Here is a 23,769-nt window from a genome sequence, read left to right as displayed (position 1 = left end):
GCGGGGCTGGATGAGGGGAACGGTGTCGGAGACCGCCGTCGAGCGTCGGATCGAGGGCCGGGCGCACGTCGAGATGGTGAGCGTGCGCCTCGCCTTCGGCGAGCGGCGCGTCTTCGACGGGCTGTCGTGCGGGTTTCCGAAGGGCCGGATCTCCGTGATCCTCGGCGCGAGCGGCGTCGGCAAGAGCACGCTGCTCCGCCTTGGCGCGGGCCTGCTCCGGCCGGACTACGGCGAGATCTGGGTCGGTGACGAGGAGATCTCGCGGCTGTCCGAGCGGCGACTGCGCAACCTGCGGCACGGGCTCGGCATGATGTTCCAGGGCGGCGCGCTGCTCGATTCGCTCAGCGTCTTCGAAAACGTGGCGCTCGCGCTCCGCGAGCACACCAAGCTCCGCGAGAGCGAGATCGCGGACCGCGTCCACGCGCAGTTCGAGGCCGTGGGCCTTAAGAAGGTGGACGAGCTGCTCCCTGGCCAGATCTCGGGCGGCATGAAGAAGCGCGTGGCGCTCGCGCGCGCGATGATCATGGAGCCGTCGGTGCTGCTGATCGACGAGCCGTTCTCGGGCCTCGACCCGCTCGCGGTGCGGCTGATCGAGGCGCTGCTGGTCGAGGTGAATCACACCAAGGGACTCACGATGGTCCTCACGAATCACCACATCGGCTCGACCATGCGGATGGCCGACGAGATCGTGTTTCTCGTCGACGGAATCGCCGTGACCGGCTCCGTCGAGGAGATGAAGGCGAGCACGGATCCGCGCATCCAGCGCTTCTTCCAGGCTGCGGGCACCGGGCCGGCCCTCGAGGAGGCGAGCTGATGCTCGCGCTGATCCGCCACACCGGCTGGCGCACGGTCTCGAACGTCTTCGAGCTCGGAGGGATCGCGGTCTTCGGCGGGCGAATGGTCTACCAGACGTTCAGCCCGCCGTGGCGACTGCGGCGCCTGGTCGACGAGATCTACACCACCGGGGTTCTGTCGCTGGCGATCGTGCTTCTCTCCGGCGCGGTGGTCGGCAGCGTGCTCGGGCTGCAGGGCTACATCACGCTGGTGCGCTTCGGCGCGGAGCAGAGCCTGGGCAGCGTGGTCGGACTCTCGCTCGTGCGCGAGTTCGGGCCCGTGCTGACCGCGCTTCTGGTCGCCGGCCGGGCTGGGTCCGCGGTCGCGGCGGAGATCGGCGCGATGGTCGCGACCGAGCAGCTCGACGGCCTGCGCATGATGTCGGTCGATCCGGTCGACTTCGTCGCGCAGCCCAAGGCGCTCGCGCTGCTGATCTCGATGCCGCTCCTCTCGGCGCTGTTCATCGTCTTCGGGCTCGCGGGCGGCTACGTGGTCGGCGTCGGCCTGCTCGGAATCGACGGCGGCACCTACATCACCAACCTGGAGACCAGCATCACCTTCAGGGACGAGGTCGTGGGCAGCGTGCTGAAATCCGTGGTCTTCGGCGCGCTGGTCGCGTTGATCTCGACCTGGCGCGGCTTCACGTCCGCGCCGAACTCCGCCGGCGTGAGTCGCGCGACGACCGGCGCCGTGGTACAGGCGTCGGTCGCGACGCTCGTCTTCGACTACATCATCACCGCTCTGTGGGGAGGCTGAGAGTGAGCCGTTCGCCGATCCGCGATCTCCTGGTGGGAGTCTTCGTGCTCTCCGGCTTCGCCGCGCTCGCCTACCTCTCGATCCAGCTCGGCGGCTCGACCTACTCGGGTCCAGGCGGGCTCCTGCTCTACGCGAGCTTCGACGAGGTGGGCGGCCTGGCGGCGCGTTCGCCGGTCGTGATCGGCGGCGTGAAGGTCGGGCAGGTGAAGGCGATCGAGCTCTCGCCGGACGGCGATTTCCGCGCGCGCGTGCTGATGGACGTGGACGAGAACCTGAAGCTGCCCGACGACACGGCGGCCTCGATCCTCACGCAGGGCGTGCTGGGCAGCCAGTACGTCGGGCTCGAGCCGGGCGGCTCCGAGACGATGCTCGGCGACCGGGCCGAGATCACCTACACGCAGAGCGCGATCGTGATCGAGCGTCTGATCGGCCGCGTGATCCAGAGCCTCGGGAACTCCTCCGACGGCGACGACAAGGAGTCGCGCTCCGAGCCGGGCGACGACGGCTGATGCTCGGCGCCCGCACGCTCCTGCACGCCGCGCTCGCCGCGTCGCTTCTCGCCTGCGCATCGGCCCGCGGTCCGGAGCCCGAGCCGACGCCGGAGCCCGATCCGTGGCGGCCGTTCAACCACGCGATGTTCAGCGTGAACGACGCACTCGATCGCTTCCTGGTCGGGCCGGTCGCGAAGGGCTGGATCTTCGTCACCCCGGAGACGGTCCGCGTCCACCTCGAGCAGTTCTACGACAACCTGAACTTCCCGGGCTACTTCGTGCAGCCGTTGCTGCAGGGAGACCCCAAACAGTCGGGGATCGCGCTGGCGCGCTTCGGCGTGAACAGCACCGCCGGGCTCGCCGGCTTCTTCGATCCGGCGAACCACTGGCTCGGTCTGGCGCGAAGGCCGGAGGACATGGGACAGACGTTCGGCGTCTGGGGGTCGGGACCGGGGCCGTACCTGGTCCTGCCGTTCCTGCTGCCGGCCTCGAGCGCGCGCGACGCGGCGGGCTTCCCGATCGATTCGGCGCTGAACATCGGGGACTCCGCGCTCATCTCATGGGTCGTTCCGGGGATCTGGCCGGCGACGCTGCTTCGAACCATCAATCGCCGGGCGCTGGCGGACGAGGACCTGCGCGAGCTTCGCGAGGCGTCCTTCGACTGGTACTCCGCCGTGCGCGACGGGTACCTCCAGCGACGCGAAGTGTTGATCCGAAACGATGGAGACGATTCCGAGGAGGCGCCTTCCGATGATCTCTACGAGCTCGACGAGAGCGATTCTCTTCCCGAGTAGCTGGCTCGCGCTCTGCGCGCTGCTTCTGGCCGTCGCGCTTCCCGCGCATGCGGACGAGCGCGTCGAGTCGGCGCGCGGCTTCATGTCGAAGACCGTGAGCGACGTGCTCGCCATCCTCGACGACAAGCAGCTCGCGCCCGACGTGCGGCTCTCGAAGCTCGAGTCGATCGCGCTGGAGCGTTTCGACTTTCCGCGCATGGCCCTGCTGGTGCTGGGCAAGAACCGGCGCAAGCTCGACGACGCGCAGCTCGAGCAGTTCCAGGTCGAGTTCAAGCGCAGCCTCTCGAACACCTACGGCAAGAAGCTCGACCGCTACACCTCGAACGAGAAGATCGAGATGGGCGACGCGCGGCTCGAGTCGAACAAGGACGTGACCGTGAAGACGCGCGTGGTCGGCGGCGAAGCCGGCGACGGCGTGTCGATCGACTACCGACTGCGCGAGATCGAGGGCGGCGACTGGCTGATCATCGACGTCACGCCGGCGGGCGTCTCGCTGATCCAGAACTTCCGCTCGCAGGTCCAGGAGATCGTCACACAGAAGGGCGTGGGCGCGCTGATCAAGACGCTGCACGAGAAGAACGAGGCCGCGGACAAGCAGGCCACCGCCGCGAAGTAGCGCTGCGGCTCGGGCCGATCGGCCCTCGAGCCGGTTTGATTCACCCCGGGAGTACCTGCGTATAATCCGCGCGGCCGACAGAGCGGCCCGCATACGGAGACCTCCCGAATGAATCTCGACTTTTCCGAGGACCAGAAGCTCCTGCAGAAGACCGCGCGCGACTTCCTCGCGGAACGCTCGCCGCTGCAGGTCGATCGCGACGTGCTCGAGAAGGGCACCCACTGGAATGCCGAGCTCTGGAAGGCCGCCGCAGAGATGGGCTGGCAGGGCGCCGTGATTCCCGAGGAGTACGGCGGGGCGGGCTTCGGCTACCTCGAGCTGGTCCTGATCGCGCAGGAGCTCGGCCGGGCGCTGTCGCCGATCCCCTTCGGCTCGTCGGTCTACCTGGCCACCGAGGCGATCCTGCTCGCGGGGAGCGACACGCAGCGCAAGAAGTGGCTCTCGGCGCTCGCGAACGGCTCGGCCGTGGGAACGCTCGCGTTCGCCGAGGCTCCGGGCTTCCCGTCCCAGGCCAGCCTGAAGGCGACGCTCGCGGGCGGAAAGCTCAGCGGAACGAAAATCGCCGTGCCCGACGGAAACGTCGCGACCTTCGCTGTGGTCGCCGCGCGCTCGAACGCGGGCATCTCGCTGGCACTGGTCGACCTGGCGGGTCCGGGCGTCACGCGCAAGGCGACCGAGTCGATCGACCCGACCCGCGCGTCGGCCGAGATCAGCTTCAAGGACGCGCCTGCGGAGCTGCTCGGCGACGAGGGCCGCGGCTGGGAACTGCTGGAGCGCGTGCTCGACCGCGCCGCGGTGATCCAGGCCTTCGAGCAGCTCGGCGGCGCCGAGCGCGCCTTCGAGATCACGCGCGACTTCACGATGGGGCGCTACGCGTTCGGCCGGCCGATCGCTTCGTTCCAGGGGCTGAAGCACCGCATGGCCGATCTGTACGTCTTGATCGAGCTGGCCAAGTCGAACTGCTACTGGGCCGCCTGGGCGCTCTCGGAGGACAACCCGGAGCTCGCGATCGCGGCGCCCGCCGCGCGCGTGTCGGCGACCGAGGCGTTCGACACCAACGCGGTCGAGATGGTGCAGATGCACGGCGGCGTCGGCTTCACCTGGGAGTACGACTGCCATCTCTTCTACCGGCGCGCGAAGCACCAGGCGGTCGCGCTCGGATCCCCCACGCACTGGCGAGAGAAGCTGATTCAGCGTCTGATCGCGAAGCAAGCGGCCTAGGAAGGAGAATTCAGATGGACTTCAACGATACCCCGCAAGAGGCCGAGTTCCGCGCCGCAGCACGCGCGTTCCTCTCGAAGCACCGCAAGCTGCTCGCGCCGGGCGAATCCAACTCCATGCTTTCCGAGCGCGACGACCCGGACACGATCAAGGCCTCGCAGGCCTGGCAGGCGTGCAAGAAGGACAACGGCTGGGCCTGCCTCACCTGGCCGAAGGAATACGGCGGACGCGACGCGACGGCGATCCAGTCGGTGATCTGGAACCAGGAAGAGGCGAAGTTCCAGGTTCCGCCGAACGTCTTCGGCATCGGCATCGGCATGCTCGGCCCCACCCTGATGGCGCACGGCACGCCGGAGCAGAAGTCGAAGCACCTCGAGAAGATGGCGCGCGGCGACGAGATCTGGTGCCAGCTCTTCAGCGAGCCGGCGGCCGGCTCCGATCTGGCGGGCCTTCGCACCTCGGCCGTGAAGAGCGGCGACACCTGGACGATCAACGGCCAGAAGATCTGGACCACCGGCGCGCACTTCAGCCGCTGGGGAATGATCGTGACCCGCACCGATCCGACCGTCGCCAAGCACGCCGGGCTCACCTACTTCATCGTCGACATGAAGGCGCCCGGCGTCGAGATCCGCCCGATCAAGCAGATCAACGGCGGCAAGGCCTTCAACGAGGTGTTCTTCAGCGACGTGAAGGTTCCCGATTCCGACCGCGTCGGTCGGGTCGGCGACGGCTGGCGGGTCGCGCTGACCACGCTCATGAACGAGCGCGCTTCGATCGGCGGCGGCGGCGGCGGCTTCCGCGCCGAGGACCTGATCCGGCTCGCGCGCGAGGCGGAGCTGCACGGCCGGCCCGCGATCGAGGACGGCTCGGTGCGACAGCAGATCGCGGACTTCTACATCCGCGCCTCGGGCCTGAAGTACACCGGCTACCGGACGCTCACGGCGCTCTCGAAGGGCACCACGCCGGGACCGGAGAGCTCGATCGGCAAGCTCGTCGGCGCGCCGCTGAACCAGAAGCTCGCGTCGTTCGCGATCGAGCTGCAGGGCTTCGCGGGCTCCGCACAGGGCGACCCGCAGGAGGCCTACCTGGGCTCGCCAGGCCTGCGCATCGCCGGCGGCACCGACGAGATCCTGCGCAACATCCTCGCCGAGCGCGTGCTGCGGCTGCCGCCGGAGCCGAGGCTCGACAAGGACACGGCCTTCCGCGACATCCCGACGGGACCGCCTTCGAAGTGAGCGCGCGCTCCGCTTGATCCTGATCGATGAACGGGCGCGAACGCTCGCGCTCGGTGTCGAAGATCTGATCGACGCGGGCTCCGCGGCCGCCGCGTATCGGGGCGTCGACCCCGTGCGCGGGCGGCTCGAGGCGCGTGTGCGAGAAGCCTGGGTGGGCTCCGCGCGCGCGGCGGTGCCGCTTCGCGCCGAGCTCGACTGGCGCGGCTTCCGCATCGCGCTCGACGGCTGCGCCGACGTGCTTCGCGACGGCCCGCGCGGCACGCGCCTCGAAACTCTGCGCTTCGTGCCCGACGAAGACGAGGCGACGAGTGCCGCGCGCGCGGTCGAGCGCGCCGGATTCGCATCGCTTCTGCTCGCGCTCGGCGGCGCGCGGGTGGCCGGCGCGTCCGCCGTCGCTCTCTCGCTGATCGGAGCTCCCGCCAGACGAACCCGCGTATCCGTCGCTCCCGAGGCCTGGGCCGCGAAGCTCGACGAGCGAATCGAGCGCATCGCGCGGTCCGCCGAGCTCGAGGCGGCGCGCGGCAGCGCCCGCCGCGAGCTCGCGCCGGCGTTCCCGTTCGCGTCGGTGCGCCCGGTGCAGGCCGAGCTTCTGCGCGAGGTCGACGGCGCCGCGGCCTCCGGCCTCACCCTGCTCTGCTCGGCGCCGACCGGCGTCGGAAAGACCGCGGCCGCGCTCCACCCGTTCCTCGCGCACGCGCTCCGCGACGACCGCCGCGTCTTCTTCGTCACCTCGAAGACCTCGCAGCAGGAGCTCGCGCTCGAGACGCTGCGGAGCATGCTTCCGCCGGGCTGCGGCGCGCTCGCGGTGCAGATCTCGGCGAAGGACCGCGTCTGTCCGCAGGCCGAGCTCGGCTGCGCGGAAGGCCGCTGCCCGTGGCAGCGCGGCTTCGCCGAGCGCCTCGCGGCCACCGGCCTCGCGGACGCGTTGGCCGACGAGGGCGTGCTCTCGGCCGAGCGCATCGCCGAGCGCGCAAGCCATCACGAGCTCTGCCCGTTCGAGACCAGCCTGGCGCTCGCAATGCGCGCGAGCGCCGTGGTCTGCGACTTCAACTACGTCTTCGATCCGCGCGTCTACCTGCGGCGCTTCTTCGACGCCTCGGACGGGCGCGATCTGCTGATCGTCGACGAGGCGCACAACCTCGCAGAGCGCGCGCAGGGCTACTTCTCTCCGGAGCTCGAGCTGGCTCGGCTCGATTCGCTCGCCGAGCGCTGCTCAGCGCTTCCGGAGCGCGCCTATCGGCGCGCGGGCGATCTGCTCCGCGAGGTCTCGGCGCACTGTCGCGGGATCGCGCTGCGCCTGGCCGAGGAGCGTCCCGACGACGCGCCCTGGGTCGAGGCGCCGGCGCGGGGATTCTGGGAGCCGATCGAGGAGGCCGCGTGCGCCGCGCTGCTCGAGACCCAGACGCAGGCGGCTTCCGAGTCGTGCCGGCCCGACGGTCTCGCGCCGGCTCGCGAGGGGCGGGATCGCCGGCTGCGCGATCCGCTGCGCTCGGCGCTTGCGCTCGTGCGCGAGTTCGCGCACGGCTGCGAGAGCGACGACCCGGAGCGCTTCGCCGCCCTCTGGTCGCCCGATCGCGCCAAGCGGCTCTGCCTCGACCCGGCGCCGTGGCTCGGCCAGCGCATCCGCTCGTTCCACTCCGCAGTGCTGATGAGCGCGACGCTCGCGCCGCTCGACTTCCACGCCCGATCGCTCGGCGTCGACTCGCCGAGCACGGTCATGCTCGACCTGCCGTCGCCGTTTCCGCGCGCGAACCGGCTGGTCGTCGCGGTCGACTCGGTCGACACGCGCTTCCGCGTCCGCTCCGAGCACGCGGCTTGGATCGCGGACCTGATCGCGCGCGGTGTGCGCACGCGGCGCGGCAACTGGCTCGCGTTCTTCCCGAGCTTCGGCTTCCGCGACGAGGTCGTCGCGAAGCTCCCGCCCGGAGAGCACCGCGTGCTGCTGCAGCTGGCCGGAATGCCGATCGAGCCGATCCTCGCCAAGCTGCGCGCGAACCGCAGCGAGACGCTGCTCGTCTGCGCGGTGCACGGCGGGCTTCTCTCGGAAGGCGTCGATTACCCGGGCGACACCGCGATCGGCGTCTTCGTCGTCGGCCCCGCGCTTCCGAAGGTGGAGCGCGAACGCGAGCTCGTGCGCGCCTTCTTCGACGCCGAGCTCGAGAGCGGCTTCGACCACGCCTACCTTCTGCCGGGGCTCGCGCGCGCGGTGCAGTCGGCCGGCCGCGTGCTGCGCTCGGCCGACGACGTGGCTGCGATCGTGCTGGTCGACCGGCGCTTCTGCGAGCCGCGCTACCGCGATCGGCTGCCGGGCTGGATCCGCGACGATCTAGTGCAGGCCTCGGATCCGGTTCCCGCGCTCGAAGCATTCTGGCTCCGCTGCGGCCAGGCGTCCGGCGATTCGCCATCCTCGGGCGCGTGAGACGGCTGACCTCGATCGCGGCGCTCCTGCTCGCGCTCGCGAGCTATCTGGAGCTCGCCTGGCCGCCCTTCTACGACTTTCCCGGCGAGCAGCCCTTCCGCGGCGAGCACTGGTACCAGCCGTACGCGGGCCATCGGGGGGGCGGGCTTCTGGCTTTTTTCCACGCCCACGCGAACGCCTGGGGAGGGCTCACCTTCGGCGAGGTCTCGCGCGAGGAGCTCTTCGAGATCTACTCGGCCCGCGGATACGACCTGGTCGGGATCAGCGACTACATGAGCATCGCTCCGAAGCCGCCCGGCGCCGCGCTCTACCTGCCGACCTACGAGCACGGCTACACCATCGGGCGTCGCCACCAGACGGTGATCGGCGCGTCTCGCGTGCACTGGTTCGACTATCCGCTCGGCGGCGGCGTGCGCCACAAGCAGCACGTGATCGACGTGCTCCGACCCGGGGCGGAGCTCCTGGTCCTGAACCACCTGGACAAGGCCGGCTCGTACGCTCCCGCCGACCTGGCCCGACTCACCGGTTACGACGCGATCGAGGTCGCGAGCAAGTACGGAATCTCGACCGAGTTCTGGGACGCGGCGCTCTCCGCGGGTCGCCCGGTCTGGGGCATGGCCAGCGACGACGGCCACACCCAGCGCTCGAGGCCCAGCCACGTCGGAATCGGCGCGGTTCTGATCGACGCGGAAGAAAGGACGCCCGAGGCCGCGCTCCGCGCGCTTCGCGCGGGCCGCTTCCACGCCATCTACATGCGAAAGAACCAGGCGCCGATCGCGCTGGTCCGCTGCGAGCTCGAGGACGGCGAGCTGGTGGTGAAGGTCGGCGAGATCGCGGACGCGATCCGCTTCGTCTCCGCGCGCGGCGCGCTGCGCCACGAGGCGCGCGGCACCGAAGAAGCGCGCTACCGCCCGGACGCCGCCGATCCGTACCTTCGCGTCGAGGTGCACGCGCGCGGCGCGCTGCTCTTCACCAATCCGCTGCTGCGCTGGGACGGAGTCGCGCTCCCGGACGTTCGCGCACGGGCGCGGCCGCTGCCGACCTGGACCGTGCGCGTGCTCGGCGCGCTCGCGCTCGCGCTCCTGGTCCGGGTCACCGCGCGCCGGGTTCGGGCCGGGAGCGGAACAGCGCGTAGTCGGAGTCGCGGACCAGGATCTCCAGCCGCTCCCGAGCCGGGAAGCGCGAAAGGATCGGATCGCTCGTGATTCCGATCCGCGGGCTCGGCGATCCGAAGAGCTGCGCCGTCGCCGTCGGTCCGGAGGTCGGGCGGACGTACTCGGCAGCGCGCTCGGCGTAGAAGCAGACGCTGGGTCGGTTGCGGAGCCCGAGCAGGAGGATCGGCTCGGATTCCGGAAGCCGCTCCGCGGCGAGCTCGGCCAGCCTGCGCAGCGGCGCCCCGAAGCGGGCGTCGAACCGCGGCAGGGCCAGGTGAAACACGATCGTGTAGGTGCAGACGAACCCGACCGCGAGCGCCGCGAAGCTCCGATCGGGTCTGCGCTTGCGAAAGCCTGCGACCGCGAGCGCCGACGCCGCGATCAGCGCCGCCGATCCGAGGCCTCCGGCGGCGCCGATCGCCAGCGGCTGCGCGAGTCCGGATTGCTCCGCCGCGCGCTCCGAGAGCAGCATCGGAAGCAGCGCGGCCGCGAGCGGCAGGAGCGCGAGCGCCAGCGCGACGAGCAGCGCGGCCGCGAGCGCAACGCCGAGCGAGGTCTCGAAGGCGCGATCCCGCGCGCGCAGGTCGAGGCGCGCGAACAGATCGCCGACCAGAAGCGCGAATCCCGGCAGCGCGGGCGCCAGGTAGTTGGGGAGCTTGGTCGCGGCGATCGAGAAGAACACGAAGACGAGCCCGCTGAAGAGCGCGAAGCCGCGCAGGAGCTCCGCGCGCTCGCCGGCTCCGCGCAGCTCCGCGCGAGCGATGGCGAGAAAAAGGAACGGGCTCCACGGCAGCATCCCGATCGCGAGCACGGGGACGTAGAAGAGCGGCGAGCCGGAGTGCCCCTGCATCGGCGCCGCGAAGCGGCCGACGTGGTGCTCCAGGAACAGATCGCGCATGAAGCCGAAGCCGCCGGGCTGCGTGAATCCGAGCAGCAGGTACCAGGAGAACCCGAGCGCGGGCACGATCGCGAGCGCCAGAAGCAGCCAGGCCGGGCGCAGCGCCGCGCGCAGACGTCCCAGGACGAGCAGCTGCGCGAGCGCGACCGCGCCCGGAAGCAGGATGCCGATCGCGCCTTTCGTCAACACCGCGAGCGCCGCGGCCGTGCAGGCCAGCGCGAACCAGCCGACGCCGCGCTCCGGCGACCGGATCGCGCGCGACAGCGCGCCCAGACAGATCGTGAACCAGAGCACGAGGAGCATGTCGGTGAAGGCGATTCTCGTGAGCGCGAAGAATTCGAGCGAAGTCGCGAGCACGAGCGCCGAGAGAAGCGCCGCGCGCGCGCCGAGCGGCCGGCGCGCGAACGCCCACAGCGCGATCGGGGTCGCCGCCCCCGCCAGAGCAGTGCCGATCCTCGCGCCGATTTCGCCCACGCCGAAGACCGCGAAGCCCGACGCCTGAAGCCAGTAGAGGAGCGGCGGCTTCTCGAAGAACACCGCGCCGCAGAGGTGCGGCACGAGCCAATCGCCGCTCTCGAACATCGCGCGCGCGACCTCGGCGTACGCCGCCTCGTCGTAATCGACGAGCCCGATCGAGCCGAGCCCGACGAGCCCGAGCAGCCCGAGCGCGGCAAGCCAACCGACTTCTCTCCAAGCAGCGCTCATCGCAGGCGCGAACCCCCGGCGGCGCCGCGCAGCATAGACGATCGACTGCGGCTACGCTCCGCCTCGCGATGCTGATCCCGATTCCAGACCTGCTGCGCGCCAGGCGCCTGCTCTGCGTGCAGCCCCACTACGACGACAACGACATCTGCGCCGGAGGCACGATCGCGCGGCTCGCGCTCGCCGGCGCCGAGGTGCACTACCTGACGGTGACCGACGACCTGGTGGGTGTGCTCGATCGCCGGCTCTCCGACGAAGCCGCGCGCGCCCGGCTCGCGGAGGAGCAGGATCGGGCCGGGCGGGAGGTCGGCGTGCGCGCGCAGCACCGGCTCGGCTTTCCCGACGCCGGCGAGTGGAGCGCGTTCGCGCTGCGCCGCGAGGTCGTCCGACACCTGCGCCGGATCCGGCCGGACTTCGTGCTCACCGTCGATCCCTGGCTCCCGTACGAGGCGCACCAGGACCACGTGCGCACGGGTCTCGCCACAGCCGAGGCGTGCCTGCTCTTCGGGCTGCCGCGCTTTGCGAGCGGCGACCCGGGGCTCGACGAGGCGTTCGAGCCGTTCCGCCTGCGCGGGATCGCCTTCTACGCGAGCGCGCGCGCGAACACGGTGGTCGACATCGGCGCGACGCGCGAGCGCAAGCACCGCGCGCTCGACGCCTACACCGCGCAGTTCTCGCCGGAGCAGCTTGGGCTCCTGCACGCGGCGCTCGAGCACAAGGAGCGAGCCTGGGCGAGCGGGCGCGGCTTCGAGTACGGTGAGGCGCTCGCGGTGCTCGACCCCGGCCACCTGCACGTGAACCTCGGCGCCGACGAGATGTTCCGATGAACCCGATCTACCGCAGCGCGATCAATCGCGACGTCGAGCCCGCGCGACCGGGCGAGTTCGGCACGCTGCGGATCGGCGCCATCGACGTCTGGCCGCCGGTCGTGCTCGCGCCGATGGCGGGTGTCACCAACGCGCCGTTCCGGACGCTTTGCCGGCGCTTCGGCGCGGGTCTGTTCGTCTCGGAGATGATCACCGCGCGGGCGCTCGTCGAGGGGAACGAGAAGACGCTGCGCCTGGCCGGCTTCAGCCCCGAGGAGAAGCCCCGCTCGCTGCAGCTCTACGGCGTCGATCCTCGCTGGGTCGGCGAGGCCGTGGCCTGGCTGGTCGGCGAGGGGCACGTGGACCACCTGGACATGAACTTCGGCTGCCCGGTGCGAAAGGTGACACGGCGCGGTGGCGGCGCGGCGCTGCCGCTCAAGCCCCGCCTGCTGCGCAACATCGTGCGCGCGGCGGTCGGCCGCGCGCAGGGCGTACCGGTGACGCTGAAGTTCCGCATCGGCACCGACGACGCGCACACCACCTTCCGGGACACCGGGCGCATCGCCGAGGACGAGGGCTGCGCGGCGGTCGCGCTGCACGCGCGCACGGCCGAGCAGCATTACGACGGCCAGGCGCGCTGGGAGGCGATCGGCGAGCTGAAGGCGCTGGTGCGCGGAATTCCGGTGCTCGGAAACGGCGACATCTGGGAGGCGGAGGACGCGCTGCGCATGATGCGCAGGACCGGCTGCGACGGTGTCGTGGTCGGCCGCGGCTGCCTGGGCCGTCCCTGGCTGTTCCGGGACCTGGCCGACGTCTTCGCGGGCCGCGAGCCACAGGATCCGCCGCGCTTCGGCGCGGTCGCCGACACCATGCTGGAGCACGCGCGGCTGCTCGCGGGCTGGTTCGGCGAGTCCTACGGAGTGCGCGGCTTTCGCAAGCAGGCGACCTGGTACACGAAGGGCTTCCGCGACAGCAAGACGCTGCGCGTGCGGCTCTGCGAGGTGGCTGGCCTCGCGGAGCTGGAGCAGATCCTGGCGGGAATCGATCGCGACGAGCCGTTCTCGCCGCTCGCGATGCGCGTTCCGCGCGGCAAGAGCGGGGGCACGCGGCCCGTGTCGCTCCCGGACGGCTACCTGGAGAGCCTGGACGACGACACGCCTCCGGGCGCCGACGCGGAGGACCCCGCCTCGGGCGGATAGGCTTGCGCGAGAGCTGCCGCTGCCCTGCGCGTCTGACCCCAGCTGACCGCCCCTGGGTCAAGCTTCGCCGCACGCGCGCCGAATCGAGCGCGTGATGCAGGCACCCCTCGGCCTACCATCTGGATCGGTGATCGCGGAGCGCTACGAGATCGGAGACGAGCTCGGACGCGGCGAGCGGTCGATCGTCTACGCTGCCCGGGATCGATCGACCGGTGCGGAGATCGCGCTCAAGCTCGTGATGCTCGCTCCCGCGACCGCGCACTTCGCCCGAGAGCGGCTGCGCCGCGAGGCCGAGCTCGTGCGCGCGCTCGCACACCCCGGAATCGTGCGGCCGATCGAGATCCTGGAACACGGAACCTGGAGCCTGATCGCGATGGAGCGGGTCACCGGCCGGTCGCTCGCGAGCGCGGTGGCGGAGGACGGGCCGTTCCACCCCGAGGCCGTCGCGCGCATCGGCACCGAGCTCGCCGCGGCGCTCTCGGCCGTGCACCGCTGCGGTGTGGTCCACCGGGACGTGAAGCCCCAGAACGTCCTGCTCGACGAAGGCGGCCGCGCTCGCCTCTCCGATTTCGGCAGCGTGCACCTGGAGAGCCAGGCGCTGCTCCTGCAGCCCGAAGATCCCCTGCAGGCGGTCGGCTTCCTCTCGCCCGAGCTGGTCGAGGGGCAGATCGCCGACCCGCGCAGCGACGTGTACGCGCTGGGCATGACGCTCTTCTTCGCACTGGTCGGCTACGTGCCGAAGGGCGCGGATCCGAAGCTTCCGCCCGATCCACTTCCCAACGGGCACCACCCGCGCGAGAAGCGCCCGGATCTGCCCGAGTGGATCGACGAGATCATCGCGCGGGCGACGCGCGCGGAGGCGAGCCACCGACTCGAGACCGCGTCGCGCTTCGCGCGGGCGCTCGCGGAGCGCTCGCTCGAGAGCCGATCCGACGAGTCGCACTCCGGCCAGGCGCTGCGGGTCTGCGTGCTCTGCCGGCGGCCCGGAACGCTGGGGCGCGCGGTCTGTCCGCACTGCGAGGACGTGGACGGCGGCGAGGCCAACACGCTGCTTCTGGTCGTTCCCGCGCACGGTCGCGAGGGCCGCGCCAACCAGCTGCGGCTGCTCTCGGAGCTGACCAGCATTCCCCCCGAGGTCCACGCGCTGCGCAGCGCGGCGCGCGCGCAGCGCGCGCTCGTGCGCGTGTCGGCTTCGCACGCGGAGGTGCTCGCGCGGCGCCTGCGCAGCCGTGGAATCGAAGCGCGGGCTCTGCCGCTCGAGCGCGCCTGGGCAGCCCTGCCCCACTGGAGCCTCTGGCTGGCGGTCGCGACGCTGGGCGCGGGCGCGGCCGCGGCCGCGGCCGGATTCCTGCCGCTGCTCGGCGCCAGCCTGATCCCGGCGTCGGTGGCGATCTACTCCGGCTGGACCTGGATCCAGCGCGAGACACTGATCGGTGACGGCACGGACGTGCCTCCGCCGGGCGCGCTGGTTCGCGCGGTCTCGGAGGCGATGCCGATGCTCCAGGCCGGCCAGGCCCGCAAGCTGCTGGTCGAGATCCTTCGCCTCGGCCGCGATCTCTGGCTGCGACTCTGCGCCGGCGAGGCCTCCGACGGCGCGCGTTCCGAGCTCGTCGCCGCGCTGCTCTGCGCCTGCGACGCCGCGACCGAGCTCGCGCGCGAGGACGGCATGCTCGACGCGCTCGAGCTCCACGGCGAGCACCGCAACGAGCCGCCGCCCGGGCTGATCGAGAGCCGGTCGCTCTACCAGAGCGCGCGCAGCCGGCTCGTGCAGGCCGTGCTCGAGTTCGCCGCCTCGCTCTCGCGCCTGCGCGCGCAGGATCTGCTCGAGCCCGAGGACGAGCGCCGCGCGATCCACGCGATCTGCTTCGAGCTGCGCGAGGAGCTCGAGGGCGTGACCAAGCTGGCCGAGGAAGCGAGCCAGCTCTTTCCGGGGCGTCCCCGCCGGACGGAGCCGCGCTAGAAGAAGGCAAGGCGCCGGCCCTCTCGCGAGAGCCGGCGCGCTACGCCCAACCTCGAAATGCTCAGGCGTTCGACGTCGCCTGGGTCTGAAGCTGCGGGCCGTTCGGACCCTCGACGATCGTCACGCCCGGAAGATCGTTCGCCGGAATGCGCCACTGCTTGCCGATCCGCACCGCGCCGATCTGGCCCGACTCGATCAGCCGGTAGACCGTTCGCGCCGAGATGCGCAGGAAGTTGGCCGCCTCGCGAACCGTGATCAGATTCTCCGCCATTCCCATGATCCCCCCACTTTCCGGCCCCTTCGGGCCATTTCAGGCTTTGCGGGTCGTTTCGCCAGCACCACCGTCCAGTCCCGGCCAGCCCCGCCCCAGATGACTTCGTTTCGACACGGCCGCCAACTCCTTTAGGGAAATTTTTGCGCCCCCGGGTCGCAGCTGGCATCTACAGGCGCCGTGAATCGCGAATACTTCACCCGCTACTGCGGGCGCGCCCCGTACGAGCAGATCTGGCTCGAGCACAGCGGGGCGGAAAACTGCGTCGCCACGTTGCGCCGCATGCGCGCACCGATCGGCTCGGCGCTCGTGCTCGGCGCGGCCACGGGACAGATCCTCGCGCACCTCGAAAGGGCGCTCGGCGTTCGCCCGCACGGCTGCGAGATCAGCGCGTGGGCCCACGCTCGGATCCCGCCTCGCCACCGCCGCAGCATCGAGCGCGCCGACCTGCGGCACTACCTGCCTCGCCTCGAGCGCGCGGGACGGCGTTTCGACCTGATCTTCTCGAACGCGCTGGTCTACCTGGCGGCGCGAGATGTGCCGACCGTGCTCGCGGCCGCCAGCCGCGTCGGCGAGCTGTTCCACTTCTACAGCAGCACGAGCGAGGACCACGAGCCCGAAGACCCGCAGCGCGTGACGCTGCGGCCGCGAAGCTGGTGGCGCGCAAGGTTCGTCGCGGCCGGCTGGGCGCCCACGCGAAGCCGCTACCTGTGGCGAAGCAGGCGGGTCGGATGACGCCGACCGCGCGAGGACGATGGCTGCGCGGGCTCGCGCTCGCAGCGCTCGCCATCACCACGGTGGCGCTGGCTCGGAGCACCGGGCTCGGCGAGGCGGTGACGTCGAGCGTGCAGGCCTTCCTGCGCTGGGTGCCGACGCTCGGCCCCTGGGGGCCGGTCGCGTTCATTGCAGGCTACGCGCTCGCGGTGGTCGCGTTCGTACCGGGCTCGGTGCTCACGCTCGCGGCCGGCGGCATCTTCGGCCTGGCGGCCGGGACGATCTACGTCTTCGCCGCCGCGAGCCTCGGCGCGTGCGGGGCCTTCGCGCTGGCGCGGACCGTCGCGCGGGGCGCGATCGAGCGCCGGCTCGAGGGAAACGCGCGCTTCGCGGCGATCGATCGCGCCATCGCGGCCGAGGGCCGGAAGATCGCCTTCCTGCTGCGGCTCTCTCCGGCGTTTCCGTTCAGCCTGCTGAACTACGCGCTCGGCCTGACCAAGCTTCGCTTCCGCGACTACGCACTCGCGTGTCTGGGCATGCTCCCCGGAACCCTGCTGTACGTCTACCTCGGCTCGCTTGCGGGGGACGCGGCCGGCCGGAGCCAGAGCGCGCCGACGGCGCTGGAGTGGATCTTCAAGGCGGCAGGCCTGGTCGTCACGCTGATCGCGACCGCGGTCATCACGCGCACCGCGCGGCGCGCGCTCCGCGAGGCCACGGGCGAGCCGCCACAGTCCTGAGGAAGGCGGCGCCACATGACGGGGAAGAAAGCCTTCTCGTTCTGCGCGACACTTGCACATCCGCGCGCCCGCGGCGTCGGGCCGGGTCTCTCGCGACGGGCGCGCCGCTTGCAAATCCCACTCGTCCGTCCTTCTGCGGAGATGACATGACCGGTCCCACCCCCCGCCAGCAAGCTGGCTACCTGAGGCGCCTTCTGCGCCGCGGAGAGGTCGTCGTCCGCGACGTCCGTAGCGGCCGCGCGCTCCCCGTGATCGTCGAGCTCCAGGGCGACGTGATCTCGCTCCTGCCGATCGCAGAGGCCGCGGATTCCGCAGGATCCGCGCCCCAGGAGGCCCTGCGCTGGGCCGGGGTCATGTCCCGGCTCCGGCGGGCTCTTCCGCTCGAGGACGCCGAGGATCTGGTGGATGCGGTCGAGGCCGAGGCCGGCCGGAAGTCGCTCGAGAACGCGGGCTCCTAGACCGGGCCCGACTCAGCTCTCGCGCGCGACCGTCCGCGTGAGCCAGTCGATCAGGAGCGCGTTCAGCTCCTCGGGCTTCTCCTGTTGCGTCCAGTGACCGCAGTCGCGGATCAGCCGCTTCTCGAGCCGCGGGACGTACGTCTCCATTCCGTCCGCGAGGGTCGGAGGAAGCGCGAAGTCGTCCTCGGCGCAGATCATCAAGCCGGGCGCCTCGATCTTCGCGGGAAGCCGCTCGGAGTCGCGCCAGTTCCGGTCGATGTTCCGGTACCAGTTGATTCCGCCCGTGAAGCCCGTCCGCTCGTAGGCGCGCACGAAGACCGCGCGCTCCTCGGCGGAGAGCAGCGGCTCGCCGAGCGCGTCTCCGCTCTCGACCGCCGTGGCCAGATTCTGGATTCCGCGGCTGGTATCGAGATCGCTCGCCTTGATCCCCTTGCGCATGATCCGGTCGAAGACGCGCCCCACGTCGGCGGCGAGCCTTCGATCGGCGTCGCCCGGGATCTGGAAGTGCACGATGTAGTGCTCGGGGCCCATCGTCGCGCGCAGCAGCTCGACCGGCGGCAGCGGCGAGCGCGGCATGAACGGCGTGTTCACGCCGATGATCCCCGCGACGCGCGACGGGTGCCGCTGGCCCATCGCCCAGACCACGGCTCCGCCCCAGTCGTGGCCGCAGAAGACCGCCTTCGCGATCCCCGCCTCGTCGAGCAGGCCCACCAGATCGGCCGTTAGCTGGGCCATGTCGTAGGCCTCGACCGCTTCGGGCCGGTCCGTCCCACCGTAGCCGCGCTGGTCGGGCGCGATCACCCGGAAGCCCGCGGCCGCGAGCGCGGGAAGCTGGTGCCGCCACGAGTACGCAAGCTCCGGGAAGCCGTGCGACAACACCACCGCCGGCCCCCGCCCCGCCTCGTACACCGCCATGCGTATGCCGTTGGAGCAAACCATCCGAGGCTCTGGAAATCCGCCTCCACTCATACCTTCTCCTTGCTCTCTCTCCTCTCCGCTCCGCGCGCGGCGGCGGGACCGCGCTCGACGAGGAGGGTCGAAGGGCCGCCGGAGGGGACCCCCGAGGAGAGCGCGGTCCCGCCGCCGCGCGCTCCGATCCGAGGGTTTTGTCCCGATCCGATCAAGGCTCGAGAATCACCTTGCACTGCGAAGTCGGCTTCTTCAGCGCCTCGAACGCGCTCGGGAAGGCCGCCAGATCGACCACGTCGGTGACCATCTCGCGCCCGGGAATCCGCCCGCGATCGAGCATCTCGATCGTGAGCTCGAAATCCTGGAGCCGGTAGGCGACCACGAAGCGCAGCTCGATCTCCTTCACGACCGCCATCACCGGGAAGATCGTGTCCGGCTGCATGCAGACACCGACGACCACCACCCGGCCGCGCGGCCGCACCATGCCCAGGCACTGCTGCAGGAGCCCGGGCGCGCCGACGCACTCGAAGATCACGTCGGGCGGACCGCCCGTTTCGCGCTCGAAGACCGCGACCGGGTCGTCCTTGGAGGCGTCGGCCACCGCGGTGGCGCCGAACTTCTCGGCGAGCGCGAGCCGGCCGGGTGCGCGTTCGCTCACCACCACGCTGCGCGCGCCGAAGAATCGCGCCCAGGCCGTGACCGAAAGGCCGATCGGCCCCGCCCCGATCACCATGACCCGGTCGCCCGGCTCGAGCCTCGCCGTGTTCACCGCGTGCAGCCCGACCGAGAGCGGCTCGACCAGGGCGCCCTCGCGGTAGCTCACTCCGTCGGGAAGGCGCAGTGACTCGGCCGCACCGGCAATCGCGTACTCCGCGTACGCTCCCGGCAGCTGACCCAGCCCCGTGCCGCGAAGCGTCGGGCAGCGCGTCACGTCGCCCGTGAGGCAGGCGCGGCATTTTCCGCAGCCGATCGCGGGAAGCGCGCAAATCCGATCACCGGGCTTCCAGAGCGCCTTCGCGTCGGCGGCGACCTCGACCACCTCGCCGGCGAATTCGTGTCCCATCACGGTTCCCGGCGGCAGGCCCGGAGGGAGATCCGCGATGTGGAGATCGGAGCCGCAGATCCCACAGCTCTTCACGCGCAGAACGAGCTCGCCCGGACCGGGCTTGGGATCCGGGCGCTCCTCGACTGTCAGCGGCTGACCCAGACCCTGGAATGTCGCGGCTCTCATCGCGTCTTCCTCCGCCTGGCGATTCTGAACCGACGGGGAACCCGAGTCCAGTTTGACACCCTGCCGCAGGCCGCGTAACTCGTCGCCATGACTCGACCGTCGCTGCGCGCGCGGAGCATCGCTCCCTTCCTCGCGATGGAGGTGATGGAGCGCGCGTTCGAGCTGGAGCGCGCGGGCGCGGATCTGATCCACCTCGAGATCGGCGAGCCCGAGTTCCCCGCGCCCGAGGCCGCGGTCGAGGCCGCGCGGCGCGCGCTCGCGAGCGAGCCCTCGCGCTACACCGACAGCCGCGGCACGCTCGAGCTGCGCGAGGCGATCGCTCGCAGTCACCAGCGCAGGAGCGGCGTCCGGCTCGACGCCGAGCGCGTCCTCGTCACCGCCGGCACCTCTCCCGCGCTCCTGCTCGTCTTCACCTACCTGCTCGACCCGGGAGACGAGGTCGTGCTCGGCACGCCGCACTACGCCTGCTACCCGAACCTGATCCGCGCCGCGGGCGGAGTGCCGGTCTTCGTCCCGACGCGCGCCGACCAGGGCTACCCGCTTCGCGCCGACGACGTCCGCAAGGCGATCACGCCGCGCACGCGCGCGATCGTGGTCGCGTCGCCCGCGAATCCCACCGGCGCGATCCAGGCACGCGCCGACCTCGAGGCCCTGCACGCGCTCGGCCTGCCGCTGGTCTCGGACGAGATCTACGACGGGCTGGTCTACGACGGCGCTCGCGTCACATCCGCGCTCGAGCTCGGCGACGACGTGTTCGTGCTCGATGGATTCTCCAAGCGCTACGCGATGACCGGCTTCCGGCTCGGCTACGCGATCGCGCCTTCCGGCGCGATGCGCGCGCTGCAGAGCCTGGCGCAGAATCTCTTCATCTCGGTCTCGAGCTTCGCGCAGCGCGCCGGAGTCGCGGCGCTCGAGCACGGCGAGGCGACGACTGCGGCGATGCGCGAGAGCTACGGAGCGCGGCGCGCTCTGCTGATCGACGGGCTCTCGCGCCTGGGCCTCGAGGTCCCGGTGATTCCGCGCGGCGCATTCTACGTCTTTGCAGACGCGCGCCGCTTCGCGAGTGACTCGACTGCGCTGGCCTCGAGAATCCTGGAGCAGGCCCACGTCGCGGTCACGCCCGGAGTCGACTTCGGCCAGGCGGGCGAGGGATTCCTGCGCTTCTCCTGCACCGCGCCGGAAGCCCGGCTCCGCGAGGCGCTGGAGCGGATCGGCCGCGTCCTCCGCTGAGGCTCAGGCGGGCACGAGCTCGACCGGAATCCGCGTGAAGCTGCGGAACACGATGCTGCGGTGCAGCGGCAGCGGCTCGGCGGTCGCGAGCTCGAAGCTCCGGGTGCGCTCGAGCAGCGCGCGCAGCGCGATCTGCGCCTCGAGCCTCGCGAGGTTCGAGCCCAGGCAGTAGTGGGTGCCGAAGCCGAACGCGAGATGGCGGTTCTCCTTCCGGCCGACGTCGAAGCGATCGGGATCGCGGAAGACCGAGGCGTCGCGATTCGCGGAGCCGAGCCAGCAGAGCGCGATCTCGCCCTCGCGAAGCTTCTCGCCGCAGAGCTCGGTGTCGGCGGTGGCGCGGCGCGGATCCATCTGCACCGGCGACGAGAAGCGCAGCACCTCCTCGATTGCGGAGGGGACGAGCGACGGATCGCGGCGCAGTCGCTCGAGCTCCGCGGGGTGATCGAGAAGCGTGAGCGCGGCGTTGCCGATCAGCGTCGTCGTGGTCTCGTTCCCGGCGACGAGCAGCAGGATCAGCATCTGCAGCAGCTCGTCGAAATCCAGCTTCGAGCCCTCGAGCTCGGCCTGCGCGAGCCCCGTGAGCAGGTCCTCGCGCGGCGACCTGCGCCGCTCCTCGACGAGCTTCGAGAAGTACTCGCCGAGCTCCGCGACGATCCTGCGGTTGCGCTCGAGCGTGGCGCGGTCGGGGGGCGCGAGCAGGCCGGAGCCCAGGTTCTCGACCAGCTTGTCGGACCAGTCCTTGAAGCGCGCGTTGTCCTCGGTCGGAACGCCGATGATCTCGGCGATGATCGTGACCGGAAGCGGATAAGTCAGCGCCTGGACCAGGTCGACCTCTCGCCTCTCGAGCGCCGCGTCGAGGAGCTGATTTGCGATCTCGATCATTCGCGGCTCGAGACGCCGGATGATCTTCGGCGTGAAGGCCTGGTTCACCAGCCCGCGCAGCCGGTCGTGCTCGGGCGGATCGGTGCCCAGCATGCTCGGCGTGCGCTCCTCGAGCTCGGGAAAGTCCGGCGGCGCCGGAAACCGGTTCGACCAGGCGCGCCAGTCGCGGAGCACGTCGACGGTGTCTGCGTAGCCGAAGACGGACACGACCGGCAGCCCGGGATGGCGGTGCACGCGGAGCTCGCGGCCGCGCGCGTAGAACGGGAACGGGTCGCGTCGGGTCGGATCCTCGAACGGATTGAAGGCGAACGGTGTCGGCATCTCGGCATTCTACCCCGCTAGCGCGGCTCCGCCCGCGCGACGTGCCCCATCGCGTTCAGCTGCTCCAGGATCTCGCGCAGGTGCTCCGCGCCGCGCGTCTCGAGCACGAACTCGACCTCGGCCTCGCCCGCGGGCCCGCGCGCGAAGGCGCGCTCGTGCAGGACCTCGACCACGTTGGCACCGGCATTCGCGATCGCGGTCGTGACCGCGGCGAGCGCCCCGGGCACGTCGCGAATCCGGACCACGACGCGCGCGAGCCGCTCGGTGCGCGCGAGCCCGCGCTCGATCACGTGCGCGAGCACGAGCATGTCGATGTTCCCGCCCGAGATCACGATCCCGACGCGGCGCTTCGCGAAGATCGCGCGGTGCGCGAGCACGGCGGCGAGCGCCGCGGCACCCGCGCCCTCCGCGACGGTCTTTTCGACTTCGAGCAGGAGCAGGATCGCGGCCTCGATCTGCTCCTCGTCCACCAGCAGGATGTCGCGCACGTGCTCGCGCACGATCGGAAGCGCGAGCGCGCCGGGCACCTTCACGGCGATCCCGCCCGCGATGGTCGAGTCGCCACAGACGATCGGCTCGCCCGCGAGCGCCTGCTTCAGCGACGGAAAGCGCGCCGACTCCACCCCGAAGATCTCGAGCTCCGGCCGCAGCGCGTGCGCGGCGACGGCCATTCCCGAGATCAGCCCTCCCCCGCCGACCGGCACGACCATCGCGTCCAGGTTCGGGACCGCGCCCAGCATCTCGAGCGCGACGGTGCCCTGCCCCGCGATCACGCGCGCGTCGTCGTAGGGGTGCACGAAGACCAGCCCGCGCTCGCGCTCGATCGCGTGCGCTCTCTTGCTCGCGTCCTCGAGCGTGTCGCCCTCGAGCACCACTTCGGCTCCGAACGCGCGGGCGTGCTCGACCTTGATCGTCGGGGTGAAGCGCGGCATCACGACCACGGCTCGGATGCCGAGCCGCTGCGCGTGGTAGGCGACGCCCTGCGCGTGGTTTCCGGCCGACATCGCGATCACGCCGGCCTCGCGCTCGCCGGGCGAGAGCGAGCGCAGCTTCGCCAGCGCCCCGCGGTCCTTGAACGAGGCCGTGAACTGCAGGTTCTCGAACTTCAGATACAGCTCGCAGCCGGCGATCTGCGAGAGCGTGCGCGAGAGCAGGCAGGGCGTGCGCTCGACCGCGCCGTGGATCGCGGCCGCGGCCGCGCGAACCTCTCCGATCCCGATCTCGCTCATTGCCGCCGAGTGTATACTGCCGCGAGCCCGCACCCAGGAGACGCCGAATGAAGCTCGCCACCTTCAGCCAGGCCGGATCGACGCGAATCGGGGTCGTGCGCGGGGACGAGATCGTCGACCTCTCCTCCGCCGCGCCCGAGCTGCCGCGCGACCTGATCGGCTTTCTCGCCGGCGGACCCGGCGCGCGGCAACGCGCCGGCGAGGTCGCGAGCGCCGGCACCGCCCGGATCCCGCTCGCCGACGTCAAGCTCGAGTCCCCGATCCTGCGCCCGCCCAAGCTTCTGGCCGTCGGCCTGAACTACGCCGACCACGTGGCCGAGAGCGGCGCGCAGACGCCGAAGCTCCCGACCATCTTCAACAAGCAGTCCACCTGCGTGACCGGCCCGTACGACCCGGTCCACATGCCGCGTGTCTCGTCGGCGCTGGACTACGAGGGCGAGCTAGCGTTCGTGATCGGAAAGCGCTGCCGCCACGTTCCGCGCTCGCGCGCGCCCGAGGTGATCGCGGGCTACCTGATCTGCGACGACGTCTCGGTGCGCGACTGGCAGCTTCGCATCCCGACCTGGACGATGGGCAAGTCCTTCGACACGCACGGACCGCTCGGCCCCTGGCTCACCACGTCCGACGAGGTGGGCGACCCGCACGCGCTCTCGATCCGCACGCTCGTGAACGGAGAGGTACGGCAGAGCTCGAACACCAAAA

The 23,769-nt window shown here is 71.2% G+C and carries 23 protein-coding genes; 17 read left to right on the top strand and 6 right to left on the bottom strand.

Annotated features, from left to right (window positions below):
- Nucleotides 1-10 precede the first annotated feature (10 nt).
- The 9 genes from FJ108_01960 (at nt 11) to FJ108_01920 (ending at nt 9,571) form a co-directional block, all read left to right on the top strand.
- Nucleotides 11-814: an ATP-binding cassette domain-containing protein gene (locus FJ108_01960; protein MBM4334665.1), complete on the top strand. Its 804-nt coding sequence runs from the start codon at nt 11-13 to the stop codon at nt 812-814.
- Complete coding sequence (locus FJ108_01955; GenBank protein ID MBM4334664.1) at nt 814-1,590, top strand: ABC transporter permease; 777 nt, start codon at nt 814-816, stop codon at nt 1,588-1,590. The genes FJ108_01960 and FJ108_01955 overlap by 1 nt, the downstream gene beginning before the upstream one ends.
- A 17-nt stretch (nt 1,591-1,607) precedes the next feature.
- Nucleotides 1,608-2,099 (top strand): outer membrane lipid asymmetry maintenance protein MlaD, encoded by a 492-nt coding sequence (mlaD, locus tag FJ108_01950; GenBank protein ID MBM4334663.1) that lies wholly within the window; start codon nt 1,608-1,610, stop codon nt 2,097-2,099.
- Nucleotides 2,099-2,875 (top strand): VacJ family lipoprotein, encoded by a 777-nt coding sequence (locus FJ108_01945; GenBank protein MBM4334662.1) that lies wholly within the window; start codon nt 2,099-2,101, stop codon nt 2,873-2,875. The genes mlaD and FJ108_01945 overlap by 1 nt, the downstream gene beginning before the upstream one ends.
- Nucleotides 2,802-3,491 carry an ABC transporter substrate-binding protein gene (locus FJ108_01940; GenBank protein MBM4334661.1) on the top strand — a complete coding sequence of 230 codons (690 nt, stop codon included), beginning with the start codon at nt 2,802-2,804 and terminating at the stop codon, nt 3,489-3,491. Before FJ108_01945 ends, FJ108_01940 begins: the two co-directional genes overlap by 74 nt.
- A 108-nt stretch (nt 3,492-3,599) precedes the next feature.
- Nucleotides 3,600-4,712, top strand: coding sequence for an acyl-CoA dehydrogenase (locus FJ108_01935; protein ID MBM4334660.1), 1,113 nt, complete (start codon nt 3,600-3,602; stop codon nt 4,710-4,712).
- 14 nt (nt 4,713-4,726) lie between these two features.
- Nucleotides 4,727-5,947, top strand: a complete 1,221-nt coding sequence (locus FJ108_01930) for an acyl-CoA dehydrogenase (GenBank protein MBM4334659.1) — start codon at nt 4,727-4,729, stop codon at nt 5,945-5,947.
- Nucleotides 5,948-5,960: 13 nt separating this feature from the next.
- The gene (locus FJ108_01925; GenBank protein MBM4334658.1) at nt 5,961-8,366 is read left to right on the top strand and encodes an ATP-dependent DNA helicase; all 2,406 of its coding nucleotides are present in this window, start codon (nt 5,961-5,963) and stop codon (nt 8,364-8,366) included.
- Nucleotides 8,363-9,571: a hypothetical protein gene (locus FJ108_01920; GenBank protein ID MBM4334657.1), complete on the top strand. Its 1,209-nt coding sequence runs from the start codon at nt 8,363-8,365 to the stop codon at nt 9,569-9,571. Before FJ108_01925 ends, FJ108_01920 begins: the two co-directional genes overlap by 4 nt.
- Here FJ108_01920 and FJ108_01915 read toward each other — a convergent pair.
- Entirely contained in the window at nt 9,459-11,123 is a 1,665-nt protein-coding gene (locus tag FJ108_01915; protein ID MBM4334656.1) for a glycosyltransferase family 39 protein, read from the bottom strand. The genes FJ108_01920 and FJ108_01915 overlap by 113 nt on opposite strands.
- A 68-nt stretch (nt 11,124-11,191) precedes the next feature.
- On the opposite strand from FJ108_01915, the gene FJ108_01910 reads away from it, so the two are divergent.
- The 3 genes from FJ108_01910 to FJ108_01900 all read left to right on the top strand — a co-directional run bounded on the left by FJ108_01910 (nt 11,192) and on the right by FJ108_01900 (nt 15,085).
- Nucleotides 11,192-11,947, top strand: coding sequence for a PIG-L family deacetylase (locus FJ108_01910; GenBank protein ID MBM4334655.1), 756 nt, complete (start codon nt 11,192-11,194; stop codon nt 11,945-11,947).
- Nucleotides 11,944-13,125: a tRNA dihydrouridine synthase DusB gene (dusB, locus tag FJ108_01905; GenBank protein ID MBM4334654.1), complete on the top strand. Its 1,182-nt coding sequence runs from the start codon at nt 11,944-11,946 to the stop codon at nt 13,123-13,125. The genes FJ108_01910 and dusB overlap by 4 nt, the downstream gene beginning before the upstream one ends.
- A 94-nt stretch (nt 13,126-13,219) precedes the next feature.
- Nucleotides 13,220-15,085: a serine/threonine protein kinase gene (locus FJ108_01900; GenBank protein MBM4334653.1), complete on the top strand. Its 1,866-nt coding sequence runs from the start codon at nt 13,220-13,222 to the stop codon at nt 15,083-15,085.
- 61 nt (nt 15,086-15,146) lie between these two features.
- Here the strand turns inward: FJ108_01900 and FJ108_01895 are convergent, their stop codons facing one another.
- Nucleotides 15,147-15,362: a helix-turn-helix domain-containing protein gene (locus FJ108_01895; GenBank protein MBM4334652.1), complete on the bottom strand. Its 216-nt coding sequence runs from the start codon at nt 15,360-15,362 to the stop codon at nt 15,147-15,149.
- Between the two features lie 174 nt (nt 15,363-15,536).
- On the opposite strand from FJ108_01895, the gene FJ108_01890 reads away from it, so the two are divergent.
- From FJ108_01890 to FJ108_01880, 3 genes are all read left to right on the top strand, one after another.
- Nucleotides 15,537-16,091: a class I SAM-dependent methyltransferase gene (locus FJ108_01890; protein MBM4334651.1), complete on the top strand. Its 555-nt coding sequence runs from the start codon at nt 15,537-15,539 to the stop codon at nt 16,089-16,091.
- Nucleotides 16,088-16,807, top strand: coding sequence for a TVP38/TMEM64 family protein (locus FJ108_01885; GenBank protein MBM4334650.1), 720 nt, complete (start codon nt 16,088-16,090; stop codon nt 16,805-16,807). The genes FJ108_01890 and FJ108_01885 overlap by 4 nt, the downstream gene beginning before the upstream one ends.
- Before the next feature lie 146 nt (nt 16,808-16,953).
- Complete coding sequence (locus FJ108_01880; GenBank protein ID MBM4334649.1) at nt 16,954-17,265, top strand: hypothetical protein; 312 nt, start codon at nt 16,954-16,956, stop codon at nt 17,263-17,265.
- A 12-nt stretch (nt 17,266-17,277) separates the two neighbouring features.
- On the opposite strand, the gene FJ108_01875 is transcribed toward FJ108_01880, so the two are convergent.
- Both FJ108_01875 and FJ108_01870 read right to left on the bottom strand, forming a co-directional pair.
- The gene (locus FJ108_01875) at nt 17,278-18,234 is read right to left on the bottom strand and encodes an alpha/beta hydrolase (protein MBM4334648.1); all 957 of its coding nucleotides are present in this window, start codon (nt 18,232-18,234) and stop codon (nt 17,278-17,280) included.
- Between the two features lie 151 nt (nt 18,235-18,385).
- Nucleotides 18,386-19,405: a zinc-binding dehydrogenase gene (locus FJ108_01870; GenBank protein MBM4334647.1), complete on the bottom strand. Its 1,020-nt coding sequence runs from the start codon at nt 19,403-19,405 to the stop codon at nt 18,386-18,388.
- Between the two features lie 87 nt (nt 19,406-19,492).
- Here FJ108_01870 and FJ108_01865 point away from each other — a divergent pair, with 87 nt between their 5' ends.
- Nucleotides 19,493-20,635 carry a pyridoxal phosphate-dependent aminotransferase gene (locus FJ108_01865; protein ID MBM4334646.1) on the top strand — a complete coding sequence of 381 codons (1,143 nt, stop codon included), beginning with the start codon at nt 19,493-19,495 and terminating at the stop codon, nt 20,633-20,635.
- 3 nt (nt 20,636-20,638) lie between these two features.
- Here the strand turns inward: FJ108_01865 and FJ108_01860 are convergent, their stop codons facing one another.
- A complete protein-coding gene (locus tag FJ108_01860) occupies nt 20,639-21,838 on the bottom strand; it encodes a cytochrome P450 (protein ID MBM4334645.1) in 1,200 nt (399 codons plus the stop codon).
- A gap of 17 nt (nt 21,839-21,855) precedes the next feature.
- The gene (locus tag FJ108_01855) at nt 21,856-23,067 is read right to left on the bottom strand and encodes a threonine ammonia-lyase (protein MBM4334644.1); all 1,212 of its coding nucleotides are present in this window, start codon (nt 23,065-23,067) and stop codon (nt 21,856-21,858) included.
- A 47-nt stretch (nt 23,068-23,114) separates the two neighbouring features.
- On the opposite strand from FJ108_01855, the gene FJ108_01850 reads away from it, so the two are divergent.
- The coding region (locus FJ108_01850; protein ID MBM4334643.1) for a fumarylacetoacetate hydrolase family protein at nt 23,115-23,769 on the top strand (655 nt) is incomplete at its 3' end.

The sequence above is a fragment of the Deltaproteobacteria bacterium genome (assembly GCA_016875225.1).
Lineage (GTDB): Bacteria > Myxococcota_A > UBA9160 > SZUA-336 > SZUA-336 > VGRW01.
The sequence above is the reverse complement of the archived record's forward strand: the minus strand, read 5'-3'. Positions and strand labels throughout refer to the sequence as shown.